The organism is Halorussus gelatinilyticus, from assembly GCF_023238445.1.
Classification (GTDB): Archaea; Halobacteriota; Halobacteria; order Halobacteriales; family Haladaptataceae; genus Halorussus; species Halorussus gelatinilyticus.
Window position 1 is genome coordinate 2,971,380 of the sequence record NZ_CP096658.1, and the last position, 25,661, is coordinate 2,997,040.

Sequence of the window (25,661 nt, forward strand, 5' to 3'; positions counted from 1 at the left end):
CTCCGTTAGTTCTGCAAATCGGACTGGCGTGTCGAAAAACCAAATCGATCCGTCTAACTGTACCGCTCTTCGTTCCACGGGTTCGCGGTGTTCGAGTAGCCGCGCTTCTCCCAGTAGCCGCGCTCGGGTTCGGTCAGGAACTCCACGCCGTCCACCCACTTCGCTCCCTTGTAGGCGTACTTGTGGGGCGTCACCACGCGCAGGGGACCGCCGTGTTCCTCCGGGAGCGCGTCGCCGTCGAAGTCGTAGGTGAACAGGACTTCCTCGCGCATGCAGTCCGAGAGGGGAAGATTGGTCGTGTAGCCGTCGAGCGCGGAGAACATGACGTGAACCGCGTCGTCCTGCACGCCAGCCATCTCCGCGAGGTCGGGGAACGTGACGCCCGTAAAATCGCAGTCGAACTTGCTCCAGCCGGTCACGCAGTGGAAGTCCTGATTCTGGGTCTCGCTCGGGAGGTCCCGGAACTCGTCCCACGTGAAGCTCAGTTCCTCCTCGACCGCGCCGGAGACCGTGAACTCCCACGTCTCTGGGTTCCAGTCTGGCGTACCGCTCTTCGAGAGGACCGGGAACTTGCTGGTCTTGCGCTGGCCCGGCGGCAGGCGTTCGCCGTCGAACTCCTCGTGGAGGTCGGTGACGTCGGTGACGCTCATGAGTCGTAGTGGGTAGCGGACTCAAGTAGGTCTAACGACTCGGGGGAGCGTCCCCCGCCGGCGGGCGGGCTCAATCAGTGATTTCCGGCTCCGTCCCGCGCTCGTGGCCCGCGAGTAACGAGTCGATTCCCGGACGAACTGTATGAACTCCCGCAACCTACTGTCGATACTCCCGGACATCAACTGAATAACAAAGGACGGTCTGTGCTAAAGCGTAGTTGCGATGTCAATGGATAACCAGCAAACGGTCGAACGAAAGGCCAAGATGGAGGCCGCCGAGGAGTCGACGACGGACCTCGCCATCCTCGCGTCGGCCGCGTCGGTCGCGCTGTCGTGGTACCAGTTCTTCGGGCGGGGGAATCGTATGCAGGGCCTGTTCATCGGTCTCTGGCCGCCGACGATTCTCGCGTTCGCTAGCTACTACAATCAGAAGCGGATGGAGGAGAAACTGAGCGCGATGGGACCGGGCCGCATCGTCAGTTCCATCGAGCAGATGCTCAGTAGCCGCTGAGGCCCGACAGCCGATTTTTCCTATCGTCAGGTAGTAATCGCCGGTTTTATCGACGTAAACTGAAGTTCATTTTCGGAAACGGGGCTCGAACTTCCGGATACCGAAAGACAACTTCAGTGATTGCCGAATTGGTTTTCGGTCGTCGGTACTCGTCCCCGTCAGACTTATCAACACCCCTCCCGAAGCCACCAATGTTCCAATGCCGAAGGTAGAGATAACTATTCCGGAACATCTCGAAATGCAGATCGCCCAGATGGTCGAACAGGGCGAATTCGTGAACCGAGAGGAGGCCATCGAGGACCTGCTCTCGACCGGTCTGAAAGCCTACAAAACGAGCGGTCCGATGGACGACGACGACCGTGAACCGGGTATCGAAGACGAAGGGATGATGGGCCACGAGGACGAGTACGTCTTCTAACCCTCTCTTTTCGGAGCAGTGTGACCGACTGTCAGAAACTCTTAAACCAGACACATCCGTATCCACGGACATGCACAAGGACGAGCTTCTGGAACTCCACGAGGAGATGGTCCTCATCATGGAGTACTTCCAAGACCAAGAGCGGGTCACGGACGGACTGTTCGACCCCTACGAGGAACTCGACGTAGACCCCTCGCACGTTCACAAATCGAAGAGCGAACACAAGCACGCCGTCTTCGTGTTGGGGAACGCGCTGGCCACGGCGATGAGCGACGACGAGTTCAGCGAGGCGGGCCGCATCGGAAAACGGATGCAGGAACTCGCCGACGACGCGGAGTCCAAGATCTAGAACGGCCGGGGTTCTGGAGAGGAGTAAGAACGCACGAAACAGACGCTCTGTAACTGGCGCTCGCTCGTCTTTCGGGAGAGACGTTTCAGTCCACCGCGAGCGAAGGCGGGACCCTCGTGTCGCGTCCGCGGTAGAAGTTCGGGCCGCAAGATATTTGAGAGGCTTGTGGCTTCCACGTAATATGGAAACGCGCACGGTCGAGCAGGTCAAAAGTTGGAACACTCGTTCTTTCGCGGACGGGTACGCTGGCCTGCGCGAACTCTCGGACGGGGAGTTCTCGGGGGCAGTCAGGGCCGGTGGCGCGTGGCTGTTCATGCTCAACGGGCGGATAATCGGCGTCTACGAGGGGAGTCTCGACGACTTCGAGGACGCCGACGGCACCGCCTACGCCGCGCCCCACCCGTCGCTCCCGCTCCTGTTCAGCATGCAGGAGCGGGGCGGCGAAACCCAAGCAAAGTACTACACGAACAAAACGCCGCTATCGGAGGTCGATTCCACGCTCACGAGCGGCAACTTCACGGGCTACATCGAGCTGAGCGAGAACGTCCTCAGCGGCGACTACTACGTGGCTTACTACGGCGGGCGCTCGATGAGCGTCGCGTTCGTCGGCGCGAGCGAACAGGTCGTGACCGGCGAGGACGCCTTCGAGCGCGCCAACGACGAGGTGGGTATCTACGAAGTCCGGGACGTGAGCATCGATGTCACGGACGTTCCGGAACCGGAAGAGCCGGGGCCCGAGGAGCCGGAACCCGAGGAACCGGGAGCCGCCGGCGGCGCGAGTGGCGGGAACGACGCGAGCGATGCCGGCGCGTCCGGTGTTGGCGCAGGCGCGAGCAGCAGCGATTCGTCCGCAGGCGCGGGCGGCACTACGTCGAACGATGTGCCGAACGGTGCGGCGAACGACGCGAGCCCCGACGACGCCGCAGGTGGAGCGGGTGGGACGACGAGCGGACGGGCCGCCGAAACGCAGTCCGCGGCGAGCCACGTCGAAGCCGCCGAGCCGAGCGCCGAGACCGACCAGTCTCGGACCGCCGGCGCGGACCCCGATAGCGAACCGGCACGGAGCGACGTCGAAACCGAGACGACCGACCGCGCGACCCGAGCGACCGACGCCAGCGTGCGGGCCACCGAGACGGACGCGGGCACCCAGACGGAGGCCGACGCGAGTGCGCACACGGACGCGAACACGCCGTCCGACGCGGGCGAGCGCGAGGGGGCGAACGGGCCGGCGACTGCGGACGGCCGCCCGAACGCGAGTAGGTCGCCGAGCGCAAGCACGCCCGGAGAAGACTCCTCCCGAGTAGCGTCGGACGCGAGCACCGAATCGACGGCCGAGTCCGCCGACGAGAGCGACGAGGATGCGAGCGGTTCGTTCGCCGACGAGGAGGAATGGCGCGAGACGACGACGATCCCGTCGCTCGACCCCGACCGGAGCGAGGGTCCCGACGGCGCGGCCGGCGAATCGGCCGCGGGCGCGTCCGGCGAGGCGAGTTCGAGGGCAGACCGACCGAGCGCGAAGTCGGCCCCGGAGTCCCGGAGCGACGACCGGGCGACCACCGACCGAGCGTCGCGCGGTCGGTCTACCGAACGGTCTCGGTCGGGCGCGGCCGAGTCCGAGCAGTCCCGGTCGGGCGCGGCCGGGCAGTCGGCGAACGCGTCCGAGACCGGCGGTGCGTCGAGCGGGACGACTAGTGGCAATGGCGCGACCGGGACGGGTGGGACGGCCGGAACCGGTGGAACGAGCGGGCCGAGCGCCACGGGAGGCTCCCAAGCGTCCGGGTCCGGCGACGTCGGCGAGCGAGCCAAAGAACGCATCCAGAAGCTCCGGTCACAGCTCAAGCAGCGCAAACAGCAGGTCGAGCAGTTGAAGAGCCGACTCTCTGACGTGGAGTCCGAGCGCAACGAGTACAAGCGCGAGCGCGACGCGCTCCGCCAAGAGGTCGAGCGACTCGAAGCCAAACTCGAGAGCGCCGGGTCGGGCGCGAGCGGGAGCGCGAAGCGACAACTCGACCGCGCGCAGGCGTTCGACGGGACCAACCTCTTCGTGCGCTACGAGTCGAAGGGGAAGGCGACGCTGGACGAGGCGGCGGAGGGGAAGGTCGAAGCGAGCGACGTGAACGCGAACCTCCGACTCGAACACCACACCCAGTTCGAGGCCGAGGACGTGGAGGTGGCGGGCGAGTCCTTCGAGTCGTTCCTCACCGACTCCTTCGAGTACCGGTTCGTCTCGTGGATAATCGAGGAACTGCTCTACGAGGTTCGAGACACCGGCCACCGCACCAGTCTGAAGGACCTCTACGAGTCGATTCCGAAGATAGACCGCGTGGACCTCCACGGGTCGGTGAGCGCGGGGAGCGGCGACGACGACACCCGACAGGAGTCGTTCGACATCATCATGCGCGACCGGATGGGCAACCCGCTCGTGGTCGCGGACCTCAACGACTCGCGGGACCCCACGACCGGCGAGATGATGGGGTCGCTCGTGGATGCCGCCTCGGGCGTCGCGGGGACCCACGACGAGCTATCGGGGGCGTTCCAAGTCACCGAGAGCTTCTTCGAACCCGAGGCACTGGAGACTACGGAGTCGGCTACCTCCGGCGGGTTCCTGAGCCGGGAAAAGAGAGAGAGCTTCGTGAAACTCTCCCGAAAGCGGGGATACCACCTCTGTCTCGTGGAGTCACGGAGCGGTGGCTTCCACCTGAACGTGCCGGAACTCTAGTTTTCGGCTTCCGCGGCTTCGCTGATCTTCATGTCGTCGAGCTTGCTACCGATTTCGTCGATCTTGTCGTCGAGTTCGTCGACGAACTCCTGGGTGCGCTCGGTGGTGATGGCTCCCTGACTCGACGGCTCGATGAGGTTCTCCTCTTCGAGGACGCGGAGGGAGTATCGGACCTTGTGGTGGGGGTAGCCGGTCTCGTTCGACATCTTCACGATGCCGATAGGCTCGCTCTCGATGACCATCTTCAGGACCTGCAGATGGCGCTCCAACATATCGACTTCCTTCTCAAGTCTATCTATCATGGCATGTGTTAACTTGTCTTAGAGCCTTTTAAAAGTTGTTGTCCGAGAAGCCGGGACGGACTCTTCGACTTGTCGCTTTGTAGTGGGAGAGGTTAACAGTTCTGGCTTCGTACCGGTGCGTATAAATCTCTTTATATCGGAGTAATATCCTCGATTCTGGTTCTTTTGGCGTCGGAACCGCCTAATGTGTGCAGGAACATGCATATTCCGGGCGAAAAGACCGTAATCGGTTTACGGAGCGGGAGAGAACCACTCCGCGTAATGACCGTAACCATCGTCGGTTCGCAACTCGGCGACGAGGGGAAAGGCGGCGTCGTGGACCTCTGGGGCGACGCCGTCGACGTGGTCGCCCGCTATCAGGGCGGGGACAACGCGGGCCACACCGTCGTCGAGGACGGCACCGAATACAAGCTCTCGCTGGTTCCCAGCGGCGCGGTCCGCGGGAAGGTCGGCGTCCTCGGCAACGGATGCGTGGTCAACCCCGCGACGCTGTTCGAGGAGATAGACGACCTGCGCGAACGGGGTCTCGACCCCGACGTTCGGGTCGCCAAGCGCGCCCACGTCATCCTCCCGTACCACCGCGTGCTGGACGGCATCGAGGAGGAAGTCAAAAGCGAGTCCGACCAAGAGGTCGGGACGACCGGACGGGGAATCGGCCCGACGTACGAGGACAAGATGGGCCGCCGGGGACTTCGCGTCGCCGACCTGCTGGACGCCGAGGGACTGCGCGAGAAGTTGGAGTACGTCGTCCCGCAGAAACAGCGCTTCGCCGAGGAGGTCTTCGGCGTCGAGACCGGCGACGAGTTCGACATCGGGAGCCTCTACGAGGAGTACAAGACCTACGGCGAGCGACTCGCCGACGAGGACATGCTCGTGGACGCCGGGAACTATCTCGCCGACCGCATCGACGGCGGCGACGAAGTGATGTTCGAGGGCGCGCAGGGCACCATCATCGACATCGACCACGGCAACTACCCCTACGTCACCTCCTCGAACCCGACCGCAGGCGGGGCCGCGACCGGGACCGGTCTGAGTCCGGGCGTCGTCGGCGGCGGCGAGATAGTCGGCATCGTGAAAGCCTACCTGACACGGGTCGGGAGCGGTCCGATGCCGACCGAACTCGGCGGCGTCGAAGGCGACACGCCCGGCTACGACGAGCAGGGCGAGGGCGAAAACGAGGAACTGGCGACCTACATCCGCGAGGAGGGCGGCGAGTACGGCACCGTCACGGGTCGCCCGCGCCGGGTCGGGTGGCTCGACGTGCCGATGCTCCGCCACTCCGCGCGCGCCAACGGCTTCACCGGACTCGCGGTCAACCACGTGGACGTGCTGGCGGGACTGGACGAAGTGAAAGTCGGACACAGCTACCACCTCGACGGCGAGGAAGTGTTCACGATGCCTGCGACCACCGAGCGGTGGAGCCACTGTGAACCCAACTTCCGGACGTTCGAGGGCTGGGAGGACGTAGACTGGCAGGCGGTCGCCGACGAGGGCTACGACGCGATTCCCGAGAACGCCCGTGCGTACCTCGACTACCTCGCCGACGAACTCGACGCCGACGTGTACGCGGTCGGCGTCGGACCGGGCCGCGAGGAGACCGTCGTGGTCGAGAATCCGTTAGAATAACGCGACGAGAGCGCTTCGTTTTCTATCTCGCGCCCGCTCTACGGTTCGGCGGTCAGGCTTAAGACCGTGCGTACGTACCACATACCGGGGGCCGGGAGAGCGAAGAGTCGAGACGCAGAGCGGTCGCTCTACCGGTCTACCGGCTATCGAACACGCACCGCCATGCAGAAAGCCGAACTCATCTACCTTCACGCGCTGCTCGCAAAGACCCACGACTACCTCGCGGTCCGCCACGACCTGCCCGAGACGTTCGAGGGGTACGAATCGGACGGAGTCGGACCGTATCAGATTCAGCGTCGGAAAGACGAACACGAGACGGCAGTCGGTCTCCTCGCCGAGAGACTCGGGGACGAGGTGAGAGCGGAACTACGAGGCGACTCAGTAGCGGAACCGGACGACGACGCGGGAGACGAGCCGCGAGAACTCGAACTCCGGGAAGCGTGACGGCCCGCGTCGGCCGGAGCGGTCGCTGTTCCGAACGGGGACTCTCGTCGCCGAGAGCGCCGCAGTCGCTCGACGGGAATCGGCGGTTCCAAAAACGAACTCGTCTTTCGGTCGGCGCTCGGCAACCGAAGTTCTCACAACGGAGCATCGGAGCGAGTCGATTATCCTTTCGTTCCACAGTCGGGGCCGGTCGGAACCCGCCAGCGAACCCGTCACGCTTTTGCCCTCCCCACGCACAGACAGTAGCATGAAGCAGTCGCTGATGGACATCATCTGTTGTCCGCTGGACAAGCAGGAACTCGAACTCGACGCGACCGAGACCGAGGGCGACGAGGAGGTCATCTCGGGCACGCTGACCTGTACCGAGTGCGGCGAGACCTACCCCATCGAGGACGGCATCCCGAACCTCCTCCCGCCGGACATGCGCGACGTGGAAGCGTAGTTTTTTCTACCCTCCATTCGAGGTTCCGATAGCGTGTCAGAGAGTCTCCCCGTCCGCCTCAACCGCGACCGTCTACACGACATCGAGACGCGGGCGTCGTTCGAGACGACCGACTCGTTCGCGGTGATGGTCCACAACGGCGACGCGCCGGTCCACGTCCACCTACATCTGGACGACGCGCTATCGGCGGTCGCTTCCATCCCCGCGAACAACCACTTCGTAGACGCCGACTCGACCCGGCAGGTCGGCGTCGAGGTCGAGGAGGGCGGTCCCCGGCCGGTCGAAGGCCAACTCAAAATCGTCACCGGCCACGGCGCGGAGACCGATTACGTCTCCGTCACGATTGCCGAACCCGAAGAAGAGGAGCCGGTCGCGGTGGACGAGACGCTCGCCGAACGTTCCGCCACGCCCGGCGACGCCGACGACGAGGAGGATGCCGGCTTCGAGTTCCCGACCGCGGCCCTCCGCCAGAACGGCCCGGTCGCCGTCCTCGGTCTCCTCGCGCTGGCCGTCGCCGCCGGGTCGGCCTCGCTCGCGGACGGCGTGGCCGTGTTCGCCGGGTCGCTGGCCGTCCTCGGGAGTCTCGTCGCCGCGGGCTATCTCCTCGCTCGGTAGCACAACATTCCCCATCGGAACAACAATACAGACATTCCTCAGAGGATTCTACAGGTGTCTCAGATGAGCCAACCCGTGCCCATCGCATCGTTTTTGCTCCCGCTCGCCCTCGCTGTACACATGTCACTGGCCGAGGAGACTCGCGCGGCGGCCCGACGGCGGCCCTTCCTCGTGGACGCGCTCCGGGCGGGCGTCGTCAACTACACCGCGGCGGCACGCGAACTGGCCGAGGAGATGGACGGCGACCCGGACAACGACTCGGTCGCCACCGCGCTCCGGCGGTTCGCCGATTCGTTGCCCGACCGCGACGCCGACTCGCGGAGCGCGCGCGTCTCGATGAAGAGCGGACTGGGCGAAGTCGAAGCGAGTGCAGACGCCGCGGACGCCCTGCTCGCGGTCGGCGATACCCGCCTCGCGCCCGGCGAGGGGTCGCTCACGGGCGTTCTTGCGTCGGGCGACGTGGCCGCCACCGCGCTCGGTCACGTTCTCGGGCGCTTGGACGCCGAAGGGGTGGCGGTCCGCGCGGCCGGACTCGCGGGCGAGAGCCTGCTCGTGGCGGTCGAGCGTCGCGACGGGCCGGACGCGCTCCGCGTCGTGGAGGACGCCCTCGACGCGGTGCCCGGCGAGTGAGTCGGTCGGCGAGTCGCCGACCGACTCGCCGCACGAGGGCCACCTTCACGGAAGCCGGTAATCGGCGCGAAGTGCGCCTACCGAACGTTTAAAACGCCACCTCCGGCTACTAGCCGCCAATGACGCTCCACGTGACGAACACCCTCACCGGTGAGCGGGAACCGTTCGAACCGCAGGACCCCGAATCTGTACTGCTCTACTACTGCGGACTGACCGTCTCGGACTTCGCGCACCTCGGGCACGCCCGGGCGTGGGTCCACGTAGACGTGATGCATCGCTGGCTCGAAAATCTCGGGTACGACGTGCGACACGTCGAGAACTTCACCGACGTCAACGAGAAAATCGTCGCCCGCGTCGGCGAGGACGACCTCGGCGAGAGCGAAGACGAGGTGGCCCGCCACTTCATCTCGGAGGTTATCACCGACATGCGCTCGCTCAACCTCCGGCGCGCGGAGGTCTACCCCCGCGTCAGCGAACACGTCCCCGAGATAATCGACCTCGTGGAGACCCTCGTCGAGAAGGGCTACGCCTACGAGTCCAGCGGGTCGGTCTACTTCGACGTGACCGAGTTCGAGGAGTACGGCAAGCTCTCGAATCAGAACGTCGAGGAGATGGAAGCGCAGGGAGAAGAGGACGAACTCCGAGAGAAGCGCCACCCCGCCGACTTCGCGCTCTGGAAGGCCGGGGAGGCCCACCCCGACGACGCCGAACCGGGCGGCCAGACGTGGGAGTCGCCGTGGGGCGAGGGCCGCCCCGGTTGGCACATCGAATGCTCGGCGATGAGCATGACCCACCTCGACGAGACCATCGACGTTCACCTCGGCGGGCAGGACCTCGTGTTCCCGCACCACGAGAACGAGATCGCCCAGAGCGAGGCCGCGACCGGCCAGCAGTTCGCCAAGTACTGGATGCACGTCCGCCTGCTGGAGACCGGCGGCGAGAAGATGTCCTCCAGCCTCCAGAACTACTTCACGGTCCGGAACGCCGTCTCGGAGTTCGGCGGCGACGCCGTCCGGATGTTCCTGCTCTCGACGGCGTACAACAACCGCCAGACCTACAGCGAGGAGACGCTGGACGAGGCGGTCGAGCGCTGGGAGCGACTGGAGCGAGGCTACGAAACAGCGGTCGAGGCGGCCGACAGCGCCGACGCTCGGACCAAGGTCGAGGACGCCGACCTACGGGACGCGGTGACGGCGACCCGCGAGGAGTTCGCGGCCGCGATGAACGACGACTTCAACACCCGTGAGGCGGTCACGGCGCTGCTGGAACTCGTCAGCGCGGTCAACAAGCACGTGGATTCCCGCGAGGAGTACGACTACCGGGCGCTCCGCGACGCCGTCGAGACCTTCGAGCAACTGGGCGAGGAGGTACTCGGCTTCGCCTTGGCGGGCGACGGCGAAGGGAACGTCGAACTGCTGGACGAAGTGGTCGAACTCGTGCTGGACGTCCGGGAACGGGAGCGCGACGCGGGCAACTACGAGCGGGCCGACGACCTCCGCGACGACCTCGAAGCGTTGGGCGTCGAGGTCCAGGACACCGACTCGGGCGCGGAGTTCCGCGTGGAGTGACCGCCCCGTACCGACTGTTCTCCCACTCCCGGCGGCGGTCCCGGAAGCGGTCGGCGAAAAACGGGTGAGCCGAAGGCCGACTACCTGCGCTCGTCGGTGCCGACGGCGGCGCCACCGAGGCGGTCAGCGACGCCGCGTTCTGGAACGACATCGTCGTCGGCCTCCGCGCTGGTCGTCGGTGCGTTCAGCGCGTACGCGGCACGCGATCAGAAAAAGGAAGCCGAGAGACTCGAACGCGGAACGCGACCCGTCGCGGGAATCGACTCACTTCCGCCGTCGTTCGTTTCGTGTTACCAGCTGTCTACTTTTTGTCGGCGGTAGATCGCGACGTGGTACAGCGTGAGTTTCACCGAGAACGCTACCATCAGCACGGCGAACAGTCCGATTAGTTCGAGCGACCCGTCGTGAACGAAGCCGTTTATCAACTGCAGTACCGCGAACACCGGGAGTCCGAACGTGTAGATACTGGTCCGAACCGGGAACTCGCTGGCCATCTGCAAGAAGGCATCGTGGTCGTCCGTCACTCCGTTGTTTCCCCCAAGCACGTCTCGTTCACCGTCTTTCAGGGCCAGATTATAGTCCTTTTGGATGCTGCCGGGGGGCGCTTCGCCGGAGGGCGGGGCGTTCGACCTCGCCTCGTTCCGAAGCGGCCGCGGGGTCACGCCGGAAGCCACGAGATTCATAATCCCCGGCTGTCTACCCCGCGAGTAGCATGACACGAAGAGCAGTCGCTGGCGTCTCGCTCGCCGTCCTCCTCGTTCTCGGCGGGTGTACCGGATTCCTCTCGGGTCCGGTGTCGTTCACCGCCTCGCAGGCGACCGTGAGCGACGCCGCGCTCGAAGAGACCGGCTACCAGCACAACAGCACCACGGCGATGAACGTCTCGCGGACCTTCTCGGCGGCCGGACAGAGCAAGGAGGTCGAGGTGACCAACTGGATTTCGGAGTATCACCAGCGCGTCGGTCTACCGGGCGTCGGCCAGCAGAAGGTCGCCGTCTTCGCCACCTTCTCGAGCCCGCAAGTGGACATCCTCGGCAAGTCGTTCAACCCCCTCGACAAGTACAGCGACCGCCAACTCGCACAGCGGTTCACCTCGCAACTCGATAGCGTAAGCGGCGTCCGCGAGGTCGGCAGCCAGAATCGCACGATGCTCGGAAAGACCACCGAGGTCTCGAAGTTCGAGGCCAGCGTCACGACCGCCGCAGGCGTCCAGTTCGACGCCTACCTCTACGTCACGAAGGTCAAACACGAGGGCGACTTCGTGGTCGCCGTCGGCGTCCACCCCCAGAAACTCCCCGGACAGGAGCAGAAAATCTATCGACTCCTGCGGGGCGTCGAACACGCGGCGTAGCGACCGACCACCCACCGAATCCGCGACCGACGGTCCGACAACGTTTTTCTCGGTCGCGCGTATCACCGACGATATGGATACTGCGCTGGCCGCCGGTCTCGCGCTCACGCTCGCCGGACTGGTCGGCTATCTGGTCGGCATCGTCGCACCGTACCCCGGCCGCGCCTTCTCCGTGACCGGCGTGATGATCGGCATCACGCTGCTGGCAATCGGGCGCTGGAGCGACGGCAACGAGGGCGGAGGCGATTCGGCGTGACCGTCGAAGCGGTCGTCTACACCGAGACGGGAACGCGGACTTACGACGACCTCCGGGCCGCCCGCGAGGCGACCGGAACCACGTGGGTTCACGCGTCGGACGCTACCACCGACGAGATGGAGCGGGTCGCCGACGCGTTCGGCATCCACCTGCTCGCGGTCGAAGACGTACGTAACGAGGTCCGCCCGAAGACCGAGGAGTTCGACGACCACACCTTCGTCCTGCTGAAGACCGCGACCCTCCGCCGCGGCGAGACGACCTTCCGCGAGGAGATCGCCGTGCGCTCGGTCGGCTTCTTCGTCGGCGACGACTGGCTCGTCACCATGTCGCCGGAACCCGTCGGCGCGGTCGAGCGCGTCTGGGACATGGTGGTCCGCGAGGAGGGGCGCATCCTGCGCAACGGGCCGGACTTCGCCACCTACCGCGTCGCCGACGGCATCGTGGACGCCTACTTCGACGTGCTGGACCAAATCGAGGACCAAATCGAACAGGTCGAAGAGGACGTGACGACCGCGACCGACATCGAGACCTTGGAGACCATTAACAACGTCCGCCGGGAACTCCTCTCCTTTCGGAAACTGCTGTGGCCCTCGCGGGAGGCCATCGGTTATCTCGCCCGCGGCGACCCCGAACAGATTCAGGAGTCCACCGAGAAGTACTACCGCGACGTGTACGACCACCTCGTCCAACTCGTGGACCTGACCGAGACGTACCGAGACTTGGCGAGCGGCGCGCGCGACATCTACCTCAACTCGCTGTCGCTCTCGACCAACGAGGTGATGAAGAAACTGACCGTGGTGGCGACCATCGTCCTCCCGCTGACGTTCGTCGTCGGCGTCTACGGCATGAACTTCGCCGATAGCCCCTACAACATGCCCGAACTGGGCTGGACCTACGGTTATCCGGCCGTGATGTTGGGGATGCTCGCGGTGACGGTGATTCTGGTCGCGTACTTCCGGAAATCCGGGTACGTGTGAACTGGCCCCCGCCGGCGGATTCGCCGGTCCGCGGATTCGCACGACGCCGAAGTACTCCGTTCTTTCGACCCTCGACCCACCGGTCGCGAAGGTTTACGTCCGAGAGCGTTACCAACTCTGCCCGGACGTTTCGCGCGGTTACGAGCGACGCGCCCGGACCGCCAGTCCGACTAACCTGAGACACGGCCGAGCCAACTCGCGCCGAACCAGCGCGTGCCGAGTCACGACCCCGTGCCGGTCTGCACGAGCAGGACGCCGCCGAGGACGAGTCCGCCACCGACCACCGTCAGCGGCGTAATCGGCTCGCTCAACACCGCCGCTCCGAGCAACAGCGTCACCACCGGCTCCGCGGTGCTGACGATGCTGGCCTTGCTCGCGCCGATTCGTTCGAGGCCCGCGAAGAACGTGAAGATGGGCAGAGCAGTGGCGACGACGGCGATGGCCACGACCAGCGTCCACTCGTAGTCGGTCGCCGGAGCGGCGAGTCTACCGGTCGCAATGCCGAACGCGAGGTAGGACGCGGCCGCGCCGGGCAGGACGTGGGCCGTGAGGACCTGCGGGTCCACCGACGCCAGCGCCGACCGACTCGCGGTGATGTAGCCCGCGTACACCACCGCGGCCCCGAGGACGACCGCGATTCCGCGCGGGTCCGCGCCAGCAGGGTCCGCGCCCGTCACGAGCGCCACGCCCGCGAGCGCGGCCCCGAGCGCGCCGAGCGTCCGGCGCGTCACCGGTTCGTCGAGTCGCAACGCCGCCGCGGCGACGACGAAGACGGGGTAGGTGTAGAGGACGATGCCGACCAGTCCGGCGGTCATGAACTCCAGTCCCCAGAAGAACAGGCCGCTCATCGCCGCGTAGCCGACCGCACCGAGCGCGACACCGACAGCCAGCGCTCGACCGCGGAGCAGGGAGAGCCGCCCGCGAGCGCCCAGCACCAGCCACACGAGTAGCGTGGCGAGGAGGAACCGAAACGAGAGAACCGTCGGAATCGACAGTCCCGCGGCCGCCGCCAGTTCGCCGAGGACGCCCAGCGTCCCGAACCCGGCCGCCGACACCAACACCAGCGCGGTTCCCAAGCGGTCCATGGGGCGGATTCGGAGGGCGCGCACAAAACCGGTTCGACTAAACCGCCACCGTTCGATTTCGGGCACGATGACGTGGCTGGCGTCGCTCGAAGCGCGTACCCCGCCGATGGCCGCCCTCGCGGTCTCTATCGTCGCGGTCAGTACCAGCGCTATCCTCATCCGGTTCAGCGACGCGCCCAGCATCGTCAAGGCGCTCTACCGGGTCGTGTTCACCACGCTTCTTCTCGCCCCGTTCGCGGTCTCGCGGTACCGCGAGGACCTCCGCCAGCTTTCGAGCCGGGACGCACTGGTCGCGGTCGTGACCGGCGTCGCGCTCGCGGCCCACTTCGCCACGTGGTTCGAGAGTCTGGAGTGGACCAGCGTCGCCGCGAGCGTCACGCTCGTCCAGTCCCAACCGCTGTTCGTCGCGGTCGGCGCGGCCGTCCTCTTGGACGAGACCATCAACCGCCGGATGGTCGGGGGCATCCTCGTCGCCGTCGTCGGCGTCGCCGTCATGTCGCTCGGCGGCCTGCTCTCGGGGGCCGCGACGGCGGGCGCGCGACCGCTCTACGGCGACGGTCTCGCGCTCGTCGGCGCGGTCATGGCCGCGGGCTACGTGCTGGCCGGGCGGTCGCTCCGCCAGCGAGTCGCCTTGGTGCCCTACGTCACCGTGGTCTACTCGGTCTGTGCGGTCGTCCTGTTCGTCGTCGCGCTGGTCGAGGTCGGCGGCGACGGGACCTCGACGGTCGCGGCCCTGACGGCGTACCCGCCCGAGGAGTGGCTCCTCTTCGTCGGCATGGCCGTCGGGCCGGGAGTCTTCGGTCACACGGTCATCAACTGGGCGTTGAAGTACGTCGAGTCGAGCGTCGTCAGCGTCACGCTATTGGGCGAACCGGTCGGTTCGACGCTCCTCGCGCTCGTCCTCCTCGGCGAGGTCCCCGACGCGTTCACGGTGGCCGGCGGAGCGGTCGTCCTCGCGGGCATCTACGTCACCGCGACCGGCCGACCGAGCGACGCGTAGGCGCTGTTTGTGGCGACGGCGGCGAAGTGGGGGATCGGACGAGACCGATTTCAGGCCGAACCAAGCGAACGTTCGCGCCGGAGTAGACACTCCTTTCTCGGTTTTCAGGCGCTCTCTGTGGGGTCTACAGCTGAAGGATAACAAAGGGTCACCGTAGCGGAAGCTTTGGCGTAACGATGCTCTGACGCACGAATCGGCGATTAAGATGGTCAGAACGCACGGAAAACCCGAAATTAACCCCCAGAAACGCAGACGAATGCCCGACGCACACCCCCACCACAGACGCCACGGAACACCGCCGACGCGGCGGTATTCCCACGCTAGCACAGGTACGCCGACCGATACGGCGCGGAACGAACACTCCCCGGACACCCCCGGAGGTGACGCCTCGTGACCGAGCGCGCACGGAGCGTCCTGCTCACGCTCCTGCTCGTCGTCTCGTCGGTCTCGGCGGGCGTCGGTTCGGTCGCGGCGACGCCGACCGGCGACGCGACCACGTTCCACGTCACGCAGGGCCAGAACTGTTACGAGATCTCCCCCATCACGACCAGCGACGACACGGTAGAGGAGTTCTACGACTACCGGTCCGGTTCCGAGACGAAGTACGCGTCCTACGGTGAAAACTCGAAAGCCATCCAAGACAATCAGGTCAGTCACCTCTTCGTCTACAAGGGCTCGAAGGGGCTGAGCCTCGTGATGCTCCACGACGAACTCAACTCGTCGAAGGCCGGCGCAATCTCGTTCGACATCTCGGGACTGCCCGCCGACCGCACGTGGGCCGTCGAGGACGACGACTACCCGAACCAGGACGACAACTTCGACCACAGCGGGACGAGTTCGTCCATCGACTGGATGTGGGACGACGGCCGAACCGACGGTGCCGCGGTCCGCGGTCTCGGCGGGAGCTTCGACGCCATCACCATCGAGTCGGCCTTCGGCGAGAACTCGTGGGCGTACCAGAAGCGCGACCCCAAGTGGGAGCAGGCGACCGATAACGTCGATTGGAAGCTCCGGTCCGGCGACGGGACCGAGTACGACCTCACCAAGGGCCAGAGCCTGACCATCGAGAAGGGCGGTTGCCCCGACGAGACCGCGCCGAACGCGGCGCTCTCGGCGACTCCTCAGACCGCCCAGACCGGCGAGTCGGTCTCCTTCGACGCCGGCGAATCGTCGGACGGCCAGACCTCCATCGCGGAGTACCGCTGGGACTTCGACGGCGACGGCCAGATCGACCGGAACACCACGTCGGCGACGACCTCGTACGCGTACGACGCCGCCGACACCTACGACGCCTCGGTGACGGTCGTAGACGAGGGCGGGAACACCGCCAGCGCGAACGAGACCGTCACGGTCGAGAGCGGTAATTCGAGCGGTCCGACGGTGACGCTCGACGCGCCCGGGACGGTCAACGTCAGCGAACAGTTCACCGTCTCGGCGGACGCGCCCAACGCGAGCAACGTCAGCAGCTACGAGTGGACCTTCGACAGTACGACGAAGAACGGCACGGAGGTCTCGCACAGCTACGACAAGGCGGGCACCTACGACGTGACGGTGAACGTGACCTACGACAACGGCACTAGCGTCGAGGAGTCCGCCACGGTCGAGGTGGTCGCCCAGAGCGACGGGTCGCCCACCGCGGCCTTCTCGTTCTCCTCGCAGACGGTCGCCAACAACGAAGCGGTCGAACTCGACGCGAGTAACTCCTCGGACGACGAGGGCATCGTCAGCTTCGACTGGCAGTTCGGCGACGGCGAGAGCGCGAGCGGCGAGACGGTCAACCACACCTACGACAGCACCGGCGAGTACAACGTCACGCTCACCGTGACGGACACCGACGGTAACACCGACACCGCGAACGGCACCGTCACGGTGACGGAACCGAAGACCATCGAGTACGTCAACGCGACGGCGGTGCGCATCCACGGCGACTACGAGACGGTGTTCGTGGACGCGACGTTCTTCGGCACCAGCGGCGTCGGCACCTCGAACTACGACCTCGGCCCGGTGAACGGAACGACGGTCGTCCACGCGCAGGACGAAGGCAAGTGGGGGCCGGTCATCTCCTCGGTCAGCGTCCACGAGGAGGGCATCGACACCCCGGCGAACGCCAGCAAGAAGAACCCCGACTTCGAGGCGCAACTCGACGCGGTCCGACCCGAGCGCCCGAGCACCTTCGTCCAGAACGCGACGAAGGTGGACAACGGAACGTACAATATCACGTTCGGCTACGTGAACCCGAACGACCACGCGATGCTCGGCGGCAGTAAGCTCGTCAGCGCGAACGGCTCCGAGGAGTCCACGAAGACGTTCGAGCCCGGCCGTCACACGTTCACCGTCGAGTGGACCCCGGAGAACAACGACAGTAACCTCGTTTGGGAGACCGACTTCTCGACGTTCGGTCTCGGCGCGTCCACGACGACGAGTCCGACGCCCGAGCAGATCGAGTCCGGCGACATGCCGCCGGTCGCCTCGCTGGCGGCCGCCCCGACGACGGTCGAAGTGGACGAGACGGTCGCGTTCACCGCGGGCCAGTCCCGCGACGACGAGAACGTGACCGCGTACAAGTGGGACTTCGACGGCGACGGTACGGTAGACCGGACGACCGAGAAGTCCAACGTCACCCACCAGTACTCGGCCGCGGGAAGCTATCACGCGACCGTGACGGTCGTGGACACCAGCGGCCAGACCGACTCGACTCAGTCCACGGTGACCGTCGAGAAGGCCTCGACCGAACCGCCGAAGGACACCGGGCCCAACGCGGCGCTCGCGGTCGACGACACGTTCGCCTTCGGCTCCATCGGCAAGCTCGTCGCCAGCGGTTCGACCGGCGACGGCGACCTGACCTATCAGTGGGACATCGTCGGCGACGACGGCTACGAACACGACACCGGCAAGCAGTCGTACGTCGGTATCGAGACGTGGAACGTCTACGACGAGGAAGGCACCTACGAGGTCAGCGTCACCGTGACGGAGGCGGACGGCGACACCGACACGGCGACGAAGACGGTCGAAGTCGTGGACCTGCAGGGTCCGACCGCGAAACTCGTCGCGCCCGACAACGTCACGGTCGGCGAGCAGTTCAACGTGACCGCGAAGGGCGCCGGCGACCCGAGCGGTCTCGACTACATCAACTGGAAGTTCGACGGCGAGAACCGCACGAAGGGCAAGGTTGCGACCCACACCTTCCACGAGACCGGCAACAAGACGGTCACGCTCCTCATGCGGGACCTCGAAGGGCACAACACCCGGATGCAGACGACCGTCAACGTCCTGCCGGCGGACGACGACTCGAAGAACGGCGACGACGGCGACTCCAAGAAGGGAGTCAAGGACGGGAACAACGGCGGCTCGAACGGCGGCTACGTCCCGCCCGCCAACCCCGGCGGAAACGGCGGGAACTCGAACGACGACAGCGACGCGAAGAACACCGACGACTCGAAGGTCACCGCGCCGCTGACGGACGCGGACGGTAACGTCGGGTCGGTCACCGTCCACGCGAGCAGTTCGGACGCCGACCCGACCGTGAAGGTCAGCGACACGGTTCCCGCGAACGTCACCGCGCCGACCGTCCAGAAGGACGGCTTCGCGGCGCTCTCGTACCTGAACGTCAGCGGTGCCGACCGGACGACGTTCACCGTCTCGAAGGACCGACTGAACGAATCCGGCGCGGCCCCCGGAGCGGTCGAACTGTTCCGCTACGAGAACGGCTCGTGGAGCGCGGTCGAGACGAGTCGCCTCAACGAGACCGACGACGCCTACCGATTCGGTGCGAACGTCTCGAACGGCACGTTCGCGGTCGGCATCGGCAAGGCCGTCACGAGCGTCACCGACCTCTCGGTCGGGAGCGCGTCGGTCAAACCCGGAACCTCCGTGACCGTCACCGCGACGGTCCGGAACACCGGCCACGCCGCGGGCGAGCAGAAAGTCGAACTGACGGTCGGCGGCGAAGTCGTCGCCACCAAGACCGTCTCGGTCGCCGCGGGCGACGCGACCGACGTGACCTTCACGCACACGCTCGGCGAGAGCGGCGTCTACGAGGTCGCGGTCGGCAGTCAGAACGCGGAAATCGTCGTGGAAGGCGTCGATACCACGACGACCGACGACGAATCGAGCGGTATGCAGACCTCGACCGCGACGACGACCGACGACAACTCCTCCGGCGTCCCCGGATTCGGCGTCGGCGTCACGCTGGTCGCGCTAGTGGCCGCCGCGCTGGTCGCGCTCCGCCGACAGTAACGCCGCCGCGCGACGCGGTCTTTCGCTTCGATTGTCCTTTTTTGGCGTCCCGGTTCTCGGCGAGCGACCGCTATCGACTCGACAGCGACCGCTTCATGCAGGTCGCCGAGTCGGGACAGAGGTCGGTGAACTCGGTGGTCTGGCGAATCGTCTCGGGCGCGGCGGCGCGCTCGATTTCGTCGTAACCCCGGTCGGCGAAGAACTCGGCCGCGGTCGTCGCGAGCAGGTAGAGCGTTTCGACTCCCGAATCGCGGGCGTCGCGCTCCAGCGCGTCGCAGAGCGCCGTCCCGAGTCCGTCGCCGCGGGCCGAGCGCTCGACGACGACCGACCGGAGGAGACCGTCGGACCCGTATCGCTCGACGCCGCCGACGCCGACCGCCTCGTCGCCGTCGTAAGCGACGTAGAAGCAGTCGGGGTTCGACCGCACGTCAGACGCGGGGAGGTCGTTTCGCTCCAACAGGGTCTCGACGTACGACAGCGCGTCCTCGTCTGCGGGCCGGAGCGTGACCGTCGAGTCGTTCATACGCCCCGTACCGACTCGCGCGTCTTACGTTTTCCTCCGCGAGCGACCCGACGCTTTTCACCCGTCGCTCCGTCGCGTCGGGTATGAGCAAAGTCAACGAGGCAGACCTCGACTGGACGACGCTCGAACGGGGCGAGACGAAACTCCGGCGCAAGCAGTTGGGCGAGGCCGCCGACGGCGAGCGGTTGGGCGCGAGCCTGTACGAACTCCCGCCGGGCAAGCGGTCGTGGCCCTACCACTACCACACCGGCAACGAGGAGGCGCTGTACGTCCTCGACGGGGCGGGGTCGCTCCGACTCGGCGGCGAGACGGTGGCGCTGGAGGCGGGCGACTACGTCGCGCTTCCCGCGGACGAGTCGGGCGCGCACCGCGTGGTCAACGACTCCGACGAGCCGCTGCGCTATCTGGCCGTCTCCACGATGAACGACCCCGACGTGACCGTCTACCCCGACACGGGGAAGGTGGGCGTCTTCGCCGGGTCGCCGCCCGGCGGCCGCGACGAGCGGACCGTCCACGGCTACTACGAGCGCGACGCCGACGTGGACTACTGGCGGGGCGAGGAGGACGAAACGTAGGCCGCCTGACTGGAGTCCACCCTCGTTCTAAGCCGCGACTGACCGCGATTAAGCCCGAGCGACGAGTCTCGTCCGGGTCGGGCTAGTTCGGGGAAGCCGACGTATAACAAAGGCCGTCTCGGGGAAATCTCCGGGCAAGCGACCGCCCGCTCGCGGATTTCCCTCATGACTCGGACACGCACGCGTCTCGCTATCGTCGGTATCGTCTTCCTCGTGGTCGGCGCGGCGATTCCGCTGTCGCCCGTCAGCGACACCGCCGCGGCCGCGGAGCACTCGTTCGTCGTGGAGCAGAACGGCCGGTGCTACGAGGTCTCGCCGCTCTCGAACGGCGAGGACGTGCGCTCGTTCTACGACTATCGGAACGTCGAGAACGACGACGGCGCGCAGAGGTACACCTATAGCTCGTACATGCCCGACCACCTCACGCGGGCCGACACCAGCCGACTCTTCCTCTACGACGGTCCGAACGGAGTGAGCCTCGTGATAATCCACAACGAGGTCGGCGGCGACCGGGGCGACGGGAGCGCCGCGACGTTCCGGTTCGGCGGCCTGCCGAGCGGCGGGGACTGGGTGGTCGAGGACGACGACTACAGCGACCAAGACGACCGCTTCGCCCGGAATCGCATCGACTGGTCGTGGTACGGCGACCGGACCGACGGGGCGGTCTTCCGGGGACTCGACCGCGACGGCACCGCGGTCACCATCGACCCCGCCTTCGACGAGCGGGCCGCGCTCTACGACTCGCCGGTGGACCGCTCGGGCGACACCGCGGCGTGGCAGTTCCTGTCCGGGAGCGTCGGCGACCCGAGTGCGGTGAGCCTCGACATGGACGACCGACTCACGATTCGGACCGGGACCTGCGAACCGGACGAGACCGCGCCGAACGCCCGACTCGACGTCGAGTCGGGCACGGTCGGCGCTCCCGTCACCTTCGACGCCAGCGCGTCCGCGGACGGCGAGACCGGCGTCGCGGAGTACCGCTGGGACTTCGACGGCGACGGCGAGGTGGACCGGACCACCGAGGACGCGACGGTCGCCCACGAGTTCGGCGAAGCGGGCACCTACGAGGCCAACGTGACGGTCGTGGACGAGGTCGGGAACGCCGACCGCGCGCAGGCGACGGTCGAAATCGGGACCGACGACCCGCCCGAGGCCGCTTTCCGGGTCGCCTCGCCCGAGACGCCGGTCGAAGGCCGGCAGGTCGTCCTCACCGCGGGCAACTCGACCGACGACACCGGCATCGAGAGCTACCGCTGGACGCTCGGCAACGACACCACGGCGACCGGTGAGCGCGTGGCCTACACCCCCGAAGAGAACGGCACGGTCCCCGTCTCGCTCGAAGTCGTGGACGAGACCGGGCAGAACGCGACCGCGACTCGGCAACTCGACATCGCGGCGGCCGACGAGACCTCGCCGGAGGTCGCGGTCGCGGCGAACCTGACCGCCGTCGAGGCGGGCGCGCCCGTCCGGTTCGACGCCAACGCCTCGGACGACCGCGGAATCGCGGCCTACGAGTGGGCCTTCGGCGACGGAACCGCGGCGACGGACTCCGGCGGGACGGCGACCCATCGCTACGACGAGGCCGGGACCTACGAGGCGACCGTCACCGTCACCGACGCCGCGGACAACGCGGCCACCGCGAACGTGACCGTCGAGGTGTTCCCCGAGGACGAGACGCCCCCGAACGCCGCGCTCGCTGCCGGGAGTAATCGAACGAAGACGGGGACGAACGTCACCTTCGACGCGAACGCGTCCGCGGACGGCGAGACGAGCGTCACGACCTACCGCTGGGACTTCGACGGCGACGGCGAGGTGGACCGGACCACCGAGGACGCGACGGTCCGCCACGCCTACGGGTCGGCGGGCAACTACACCGCGACCGTCACCGCAATCGACCGCGGCGGCAACGCCGACGACGCCACGGCCCGCGTCGAAGTCGAACGCGACGAGCGAGCCAAACGCGACGAAGACGGCGGTAGTTCGGGCGTTGGCGATGGCGGCGGCAGTGACTCGGGCAATGGCGGCGGAGGCGCGAGCGGAGGTGGCGGAGGCGGCGCGGCGAACCGCGGCCCGCCGCCGATTCTGACGGAGACCGAGACCCGCGGCCCGAACGCCGGACTCGTGGACGTGCGCAACGGTCGGGCCGAGGAGACGATTCGGGCCGCCCTGCCCGCGACCGCGGCGGCGAACGCCACCGGCGTCGCGTTCCGCGAGCTAGCCGTGAACCTCTCGCGCGACGAGACCCACCTCGTCGTGGAGACCGCCCGGACCCCCGACGACTCCACCGCGGTCCCGCCGGCGGACGTGACGCTGGCGTCGCTGTCGGTCGGCGCGAAGTACGTCGAACCGAGGCAGGTCGGGAGCGTGCGCTACGCCGTCGCAATCGACCGGTCCCGCCTCGACGAGGCGGGCCTCGCGCCCGCGGACCTGACCGCGTACCGGCGCGCGGGCGACGGGTGGAAGCGGGTCAACGCGACGGTCGAGTCGCGGGGCGAGACCGTCCGCCTGAACGTCGAGACCGACGGCTTCGCGCCGGTTGCAGTCGGCGCGGAGCGCGCGGTGACGGTCGCCGACGCCGACCTCGCGGCCAGCGCGGTCGCCGCGGACGAACCGGTCGCGCTGAACGCGACGCTCCGAAACGAGGGCGACTCGGCCGCGACGCTCGCCGCGAATCTCACCGCCGACGGCGAGGTCGTGGCGACGAAGACGGTCACGGTGCCCGCGAACGCGACTGTGGAGGTCACGCTCGACGCCGAGCTCGCGCCGGGCACGCACGCGGTCGGTCTCGCCGGCGACCGCCTCGGGCCTGTGAGCGCGCGAGTCGGCAACGTGACCGTGGCCGAACCGACCGCCGAGGTGGTCGTCGCCGACGTGTCGGTCAACGAGTCGAGTATCACCGCGGGCCAGCACGTCGCCGTCACCGCGACGGTGGAGAACCGCGGGTCGGCGTCCGGCGAGCGCACCCTCTCGCTCTCGCTGTTCGGCGAGGAGGTCGCCGCGAAGCAGGTGAACCTCTCGGCGGGCGAGCGCGCCGAGGTGACGTTCGTCCGGCGAATCGACGCGGCGGGCAACTACACCGCCGAGGTGGGCAACGCGACGGCCGCGGTCTCGGTCGCGGAGAAGCGCGACGGGGGCGAGTCGCCGAGTCCCGACGTGCCGATTCCGGGCTTCGGCGTCGGGGTCTCGGTCGCGGCGTTGGTGGCGGCGCTACTCGCCCTGCGCAAGCGAAACTGAGATCGAACCGACCGATTCGGTAACGCTCGATGAATCCCCCTCGCGGCGCGTGCTGGCGCGACCCCGTGTCGCGCCATCGTCACGCGAGGGATGAGAACCGCAGGCCGCAGGCCGAGGACCGCAATCGGGTGGGGAGGACGTGGCCCGCGGTCGCGGTGGGGGTGACTCCTTTTCGTCGGCAGTAGCTCGCTTCTCACTGATTTTCCAGTTTCGGCAGAGAAATCCCTCGGCCTCGGCGGCGACCACCGGTTTCCAAAACGTACTCTAGTCCGCGTACTCCGGCCGTTCGGCGTACTCGATGGGGTCCTCGACGCCGACGTTCTGGAACGCCTGCAACCGGAACGCGCAGGCGTCGCAGGTGCCGCAGGCCGGGGCCTCCTCGCGGTAGCAACTCCACGTGTGTTCGTAGGGGACGCCCAACTCCACGCCGCGCTCGGCGATGTCGGTCTTCGACCACTCCACGAAGGGCGCGCGCAGTTCGACGTCGGTCTCGTCTTTCGTCCCGGTGTCGATGACCCGCTGGAAGGCGTCGAAGAACGCCGGGCGGCAGTCGGGGTAGCCCGAGAAGTCCTCGCTGTGGGCACCGATGAAGACGGCCTCGCAGTCGTTGGCCTCGGCGTAGGCGGTCGCCATCGCCAGCAGGTTGGCGTTCCGGAACGGGACGTAGGAGGTCGGGACCTCCTCGGAGTCCATGTCGGCGTCGGCCACGTCCATCTCGTCGTCGGTGAGGCTCGACCCGCCGATGGCCGCGAGGTGGCCCGTCTCGACCCGGAGGAAGTCCGCGGCGTCGAGTTCGTCGGCGAGTCGTCGGGCGCACTCGTACTCCCTGTCTTCGGTCTCCTGCCCGTAGGAGGTGTGGAGCAGATAGCAGTCGTACCCCTCGTCCGCGGCGAGGTAGGCCGCGGTGGCGCTGTCCATCCCGCCGGAGGCGAGGACGACCGCGCGCTTCTCGTCGTCCGTCTCGGTCATGCCCGACGAGTGGACCGGCAAGCAGATGAGTCGCACGGTTCCGAGCGGCGCGAGAGTCGGCGGCGTGACGGAGTGCGTCAGTGCCGCGTGACGTGGTACAGCGCGCCCCAGACGAACGCGAGGCCCGACGCGATGAGGAGGCTGCCGGCGGTCCGGGGCGCGAGTTCGACGCCCGTCGTGGCGACCAGCAGGTCACCGACGAGGTTCGACACCTCCACGAACGAGGGCGTCTGGTTCCAGACGTACTTCGAGATGACCGTGGCGACGATCATGCTGGCGAACGCCGAGAACGAGTGCGAGCCGCCGGAAGTGAGTGCCATGTGGTAGTTTCTACTCCGTTATCTATCGTCAGTGGTACGAGACCAATTAAAGATGACGGAGGGTCACGTCTCGGGCGCGTCGTTCCAGAGCGTGACGTGGAGGCGAGGCGTGTACCGGAAGCCGTACTCCTGCGCGAGTTCGGCGGCGAGAGGTCGGGTCTCGGCGATGCGCTCTCGCGTCGCCCCCTCGGGCATCAGCAGGACGTCGGTGTCCCGTATCTCGACCGCGGCGGCGTCCCGGATTCGCTCCAGCAGGTCGGTTATCTCGGCCGCATCGTCGCGCTCGCCCACGACGAACTTGAGTTGGAAGTCGTAACGCTCGACCAGCGCCGCGAGCGCGTCGAGGTCGATGCGGCGAGCGGCGTGGCGCTCGGCCCACTCGTCGGCGTCGGTCGGTTTCCCGTCGGGTCTGGCGTTCTCGTCGGGCGTCGGCGTGCTGGAGGCCAGTTTGGGACTCACGCTGGCGAGGTCGATGGGCGCGTCCCGACGGATGGTCCCGTTGGTCTCGACGGTGGTGTGGTAGCCCCGCGCGTCGAGTTCCGTCAGGAGCGCGACCGACGCGTCGTGCAGGAGGGGTTCGCCGCCCGTGAGGACGACGTGTTCGGCGTCGTAGGACTCGACCTCGGCCACGATCTCCTCGACGCTCATCGTCGCGTGGGTCGGTTCCCACGAGGTGTGATACGAGTCGCAGAACCAACACCGGAGGTTGCACCCCGAGGTGCGCACGAAGACGCTGGGCACGCCCGCGAGGCGGCCCTCGCCCTGTAGCGACTCGAAGAGTTCGTTGACCGGGAGCGCGTCGGCGCTCCCTTCGGTCGTCGATTCTCCCGTCTTCTCGTTCACGTCGCTGGTGACGGGCAT

General features: G+C 67.0%; 25 protein-coding genes. 17 read left to right on the plus strand and 8 right to left on the minus strand.

The annotated features are described in order from the left end of the window. Positions 1-53: 53 nt before the first annotated feature. Entirely contained in the window at positions 54-650 is a 597-nt protein-coding gene (locus tag M0R88_RS15245) for a sulfite oxidase-like oxidoreductase (protein WP_248654351.1), read from the minus strand. A 229-nt stretch (positions 651-879) separates the two neighbouring features. Here M0R88_RS15245 and M0R88_RS15250 point away from each other — a divergent pair, with 229 nt between their 5' ends. From M0R88_RS15250 to M0R88_RS15265, 4 genes are all read left to right on the plus strand, one after another. Next, on the plus strand, positions 880-1,161 hold the full coding sequence (locus tag M0R88_RS15250; protein WP_248649880.1) for a hypothetical protein: 282 nt from the start codon (positions 880-882) through the stop codon (positions 1,159-1,161). A 199-nt stretch (positions 1,162-1,360) separates the two neighbouring features. Beyond that, positions 1,361-1,579 carry a ribbon-helix-helix domain-containing protein gene (locus M0R88_RS15255; protein WP_115795808.1) on the plus strand — a complete coding sequence of 73 codons (219 nt, stop codon included), beginning with the start codon at positions 1,361-1,363 and terminating at the stop codon, positions 1,577-1,579. Between the two features lie 70 nt (positions 1,580-1,649). Next, positions 1,650-1,928 carry a UPF0058 family protein gene (locus M0R88_RS15260; RefSeq protein ID WP_128478264.1) on the plus strand — a complete coding sequence of 93 codons (279 nt, stop codon included), beginning with the start codon at positions 1,650-1,652 and terminating at the stop codon, positions 1,926-1,928. A 181-nt stretch (positions 1,929-2,109) separates the two neighbouring features. Further along, on the plus strand, positions 2,110-4,647 hold the full coding sequence (locus tag M0R88_RS15265; RefSeq protein ID WP_248654352.1) for a DUF7527 domain-containing protein: 2,538 nt from the start codon (positions 2,110-2,112) through the stop codon (positions 4,645-4,647). On the opposite strand, the gene M0R88_RS15270 is transcribed toward M0R88_RS15265, so the two are convergent. Further along, a complete protein-coding gene (locus M0R88_RS15270; RefSeq protein ID WP_248654353.1) occupies positions 4,644-4,949 on the minus strand; it encodes a hypothetical protein in 306 nt (101 codons plus the stop codon). The genes M0R88_RS15265 and M0R88_RS15270 overlap by 4 nt on opposite strands. A 261-nt stretch (positions 4,950-5,210) precedes the next feature. On the opposite strand from M0R88_RS15270, the gene M0R88_RS15275 reads away from it, so the two are divergent. From M0R88_RS15275 to cysS, 6 genes are all read left to right on the plus strand, one after another. After that, positions 5,211-6,575 (plus strand): adenylosuccinate synthase, encoded by a 1,365-nt coding sequence (locus M0R88_RS15275; RefSeq protein WP_248654354.1) that lies wholly within the window; start codon positions 5,211-5,213, stop codon positions 6,573-6,575. A gap of 162 nt (positions 6,576-6,737) precedes the next feature. Further along, positions 6,738-7,019: a UPF0058 family protein gene (locus M0R88_RS15280; protein WP_248654355.1), complete on the plus strand. Its 282-nt coding sequence runs from the start codon at positions 6,738-6,740 to the stop codon at positions 7,017-7,019. 247 nt (positions 7,020-7,266) lie between these two features. Beyond that, positions 7,267-7,461, plus strand: coding sequence for a methytransferase partner Trm112 (locus M0R88_RS15285; RefSeq protein WP_248654356.1), 195 nt, complete (start codon positions 7,267-7,269; stop codon positions 7,459-7,461). A gap of 33 nt (positions 7,462-7,494) precedes the next feature. After that, a complete protein-coding gene (locus tag M0R88_RS15290; RefSeq protein WP_248654357.1) occupies positions 7,495-8,076 on the plus strand; it encodes a DUF7524 family protein in 582 nt (193 codons plus the stop codon). A gap of 120 nt (positions 8,077-8,196) precedes the next feature. After that, complete coding sequence (locus M0R88_RS15295) at positions 8,197-8,706, plus strand: DUF7523 family protein (protein ID WP_248654358.1); 510 nt, start codon at positions 8,197-8,199, stop codon at positions 8,704-8,706. A gap of 119 nt (positions 8,707-8,825) precedes the next feature. Then, positions 8,826-10,274, plus strand: coding sequence for a cysteine--tRNA ligase (cysS, locus tag M0R88_RS15300; protein ID WP_248654359.1), 1,449 nt, complete (start codon positions 8,826-8,828; stop codon positions 10,272-10,274). Between the two features lie 290 nt (positions 10,275-10,564). Here cysS and M0R88_RS15305 read toward each other — a convergent pair whose 3' ends face one another. Beyond that, positions 10,565-10,948 carry a hypothetical protein gene (locus M0R88_RS15305; RefSeq protein ID WP_248654360.1) on the minus strand — a complete coding sequence of 128 codons (384 nt, stop codon included), beginning with the start codon at positions 10,946-10,948 and terminating at the stop codon, positions 10,565-10,567. A 38-nt stretch (positions 10,949-10,986) separates the two neighbouring features. On the opposite strand from M0R88_RS15305, the gene M0R88_RS15310 reads away from it, so the two are divergent. The 3 genes from M0R88_RS15310 (at position 10,987) to corA (ending at position 12,858) form a co-directional block, all read left to right on the plus strand. After that, the gene (locus M0R88_RS15310) at positions 10,987-11,625 is read left to right on the plus strand and encodes a DUF6517 family protein (protein WP_248654361.1); all 639 of its coding nucleotides are present in this window, start codon (positions 10,987-10,989) and stop codon (positions 11,623-11,625) included. Between the two features lie 73 nt (positions 11,626-11,698). After that, on the plus strand, positions 11,699-11,881 hold the full coding sequence (locus M0R88_RS15315) for a hypothetical protein (RefSeq protein ID WP_248654362.1): 183 nt from the start codon (positions 11,699-11,701) through the stop codon (positions 11,879-11,881). Continuing rightward, positions 11,878-12,858, plus strand: coding sequence for a magnesium/cobalt transporter CorA (gene corA, locus M0R88_RS15320; protein ID WP_248654363.1), 981 nt, complete (start codon positions 11,878-11,880; stop codon positions 12,856-12,858). Before M0R88_RS15315 ends, corA begins: the two co-directional genes overlap by 4 nt. Before the next feature lie 221 nt (positions 12,859-13,079). Here corA and M0R88_RS15325 read toward each other — a convergent pair whose 3' ends face one another. After that, positions 13,080-13,943: a DMT family transporter gene (locus M0R88_RS15325; protein WP_248654364.1), complete on the minus strand. Its 864-nt coding sequence runs from the start codon at positions 13,941-13,943 to the stop codon at positions 13,080-13,082. A gap of 67 nt (positions 13,944-14,010) precedes the next feature. Here M0R88_RS15325 and M0R88_RS15330 point away from each other — a divergent pair, with 67 nt between their 5' ends. Next, the gene (locus tag M0R88_RS15330) at positions 14,011-14,943 is read left to right on the plus strand and encodes a DMT family transporter (protein ID WP_248654365.1); all 933 of its coding nucleotides are present in this window, start codon (positions 14,011-14,013) and stop codon (positions 14,941-14,943) included. 390 nt (positions 14,944-15,333) lie between these two features. After that, a complete protein-coding gene (locus M0R88_RS15335) occupies positions 15,334-19,179 on the plus strand; it encodes a PKD domain-containing protein (RefSeq protein WP_248654366.1) in 3,846 nt (1,281 codons plus the stop codon). Positions 19,180-19,249: 70 nt separating this feature from the next. Here the strand turns inward: M0R88_RS15335 and arsN2 are convergent, their stop codons facing one another. After that, positions 19,250-19,702 carry an arsenic resistance N-acetyltransferase ArsN2 gene (arsN2, locus tag M0R88_RS15340; protein ID WP_248654367.1) on the minus strand — a complete coding sequence of 151 codons (453 nt, stop codon included), beginning with the start codon at positions 19,700-19,702 and terminating at the stop codon, positions 19,250-19,252. 83 nt (positions 19,703-19,785) lie between these two features. Here arsN2 and M0R88_RS15345 point away from each other — a divergent pair, with 83 nt between their 5' ends. Together M0R88_RS15345 and M0R88_RS15350 are read left to right on the plus strand one after the other, a co-directional pair. Beyond that, complete coding sequence (locus tag M0R88_RS15345) at positions 19,786-20,277, plus strand: cupin domain-containing protein (protein WP_248654368.1); 492 nt, start codon at positions 19,786-19,788, stop codon at positions 20,275-20,277. A gap of 165 nt (positions 20,278-20,442) precedes the next feature. After that, on the plus strand, positions 20,443-23,511 hold the full coding sequence (locus M0R88_RS15350) for a PKD domain-containing protein (RefSeq protein ID WP_248654369.1): 3,069 nt from the start codon (positions 20,443-20,445) through the stop codon (positions 23,509-23,511). Between the two features lie 264 nt (positions 23,512-23,775). Here M0R88_RS15350 and queC read toward each other — a convergent pair whose 3' ends face one another. The 3 genes from queC to M0R88_RS15365 all read right to left on the minus strand — a co-directional run bounded on the left by queC (position 23,776) and on the right by M0R88_RS15365 (position 25,661). Beyond that, positions 23,776-24,480 (minus strand): 7-cyano-7-deazaguanine synthase QueC, encoded by a 705-nt coding sequence (gene queC / locus M0R88_RS15355; RefSeq protein WP_248654370.1) that lies wholly within the window; start codon positions 24,478-24,480, stop codon positions 23,776-23,778. Between the two features lie 77 nt (positions 24,481-24,557). Then, positions 24,558-24,800, minus strand: a complete 243-nt coding sequence (locus tag M0R88_RS15360; RefSeq protein WP_248654371.1) for a hypothetical protein — start codon at positions 24,798-24,800, stop codon at positions 24,558-24,560. Between the two features lie 63 nt (positions 24,801-24,863). Beyond that, positions 24,864-25,661, minus strand: a complete 798-nt coding sequence (locus M0R88_RS15365; protein WP_248654372.1) for a 7-carboxy-7-deazaguanine synthase QueE — start codon at positions 25,659-25,661, stop codon at positions 24,864-24,866.

Bases quoted from the DNA above. Each gene is read 5' to 3' on its own strand.
- M0R88_RS15245 (WP_248654351.1), bottom strand. From the start codon at position 650: ATGAGCGTCACCGACGTCACCGACCTCCACGAGGAGTTCGACGGCGAA.
- M0R88_RS15250 (WP_248649880.1), top strand. From the start codon at position 880: ATGGATAACCAGCAAACGGTCGAACGAAAGGCCAAGATGGAGGCCGCC.
- M0R88_RS15255 (WP_115795808.1), top strand. From the start codon at position 1,361: ATGCCGAAGGTAGAGATAACTATTCCGGAACATCTCGAAATGCAGATC.
- M0R88_RS15260 (WP_128478264.1), top strand. From the start codon at position 1,650: ATGCACAAGGACGAGCTTCTGGAACTCCACGAGGAGATGGTCCTCATC.
- M0R88_RS15265 (WP_248654352.1), top strand. From the start codon at position 2,110: ATGGAAACGCGCACGGTCGAGCAGGTCAAAAGTTGGAACACTCGTTCT.
- M0R88_RS15270 (WP_248654353.1), bottom strand. From the start codon at position 4,949: ATGATAGATAGACTTGAGAAGGAAGTCGATATGTTGGAGCGCCATCTG.
- M0R88_RS15275 (WP_248654354.1), top strand. From the start codon at position 5,211: ATGACCGTAACCATCGTCGGTTCGCAACTCGGCGACGAGGGGAAAGGC.
- M0R88_RS15280 (WP_248654355.1), top strand. From the start codon at position 6,738: ATGCAGAAAGCCGAACTCATCTACCTTCACGCGCTGCTCGCAAAGACC.
- M0R88_RS15285 (WP_248654356.1), top strand. From the start codon at position 7,267: ATGAAGCAGTCGCTGATGGACATCATCTGTTGTCCGCTGGACAAGCAG.
- M0R88_RS15295 (WP_248654358.1), top strand. From the start codon at position 8,197: ATGTCACTGGCCGAGGAGACTCGCGCGGCGGCCCGACGGCGGCCCTTC.
- cysS (WP_248654359.1), top strand. From the start codon at position 8,826: ATGACGCTCCACGTGACGAACACCCTCACCGGTGAGCGGGAACCGTTC.
- M0R88_RS15310 (WP_248654361.1), top strand. From the start codon at position 10,987: ATGACACGAAGAGCAGTCGCTGGCGTCTCGCTCGCCGTCCTCCTCGTT.
- M0R88_RS15315 (WP_248654362.1), top strand. From the start codon at position 11,699: ATGGATACTGCGCTGGCCGCCGGTCTCGCGCTCACGCTCGCCGGACTG.
- M0R88_RS15325 (WP_248654364.1), bottom strand. From the start codon at position 13,943: ATGGACCGCTTGGGAACCGCGCTGGTGTTGGTGTCGGCGGCCGGGTTC.
- M0R88_RS15330 (WP_248654365.1), top strand. From the start codon at position 14,011: ATGACGTGGCTGGCGTCGCTCGAAGCGCGTACCCCGCCGATGGCCGCC.
- arsN2 (WP_248654367.1), bottom strand. From the start codon at position 19,702: ATGAACGACTCGACGGTCACGCTCCGGCCCGCAGACGAGGACGCGCTG.
- M0R88_RS15345 (WP_248654368.1), top strand. From the start codon at position 19,786: ATGAGCAAAGTCAACGAGGCAGACCTCGACTGGACGACGCTCGAACGG.
- M0R88_RS15350 (WP_248654369.1), top strand. From the start codon at position 20,443: ATGACTCGGACACGCACGCGTCTCGCTATCGTCGGTATCGTCTTCCTC.
- queC (WP_248654370.1), bottom strand. From the start codon at position 24,480: ATGACCGAGACGGACGACGAGAAGCGCGCGGTCGTCCTCGCCTCCGGC.
- M0R88_RS15360 (WP_248654371.1), bottom strand. From the start codon at position 24,800: ATGGCACTCACTTCCGGCGGCTCGCACTCGTTCTCGGCGTTCGCCAGC.
- M0R88_RS15365 (WP_248654372.1), bottom strand. From the start codon at position 25,661: ATGCCCGTCACCAGCGACGTGAACGAGAAGACGGGAGAATCGACGACC.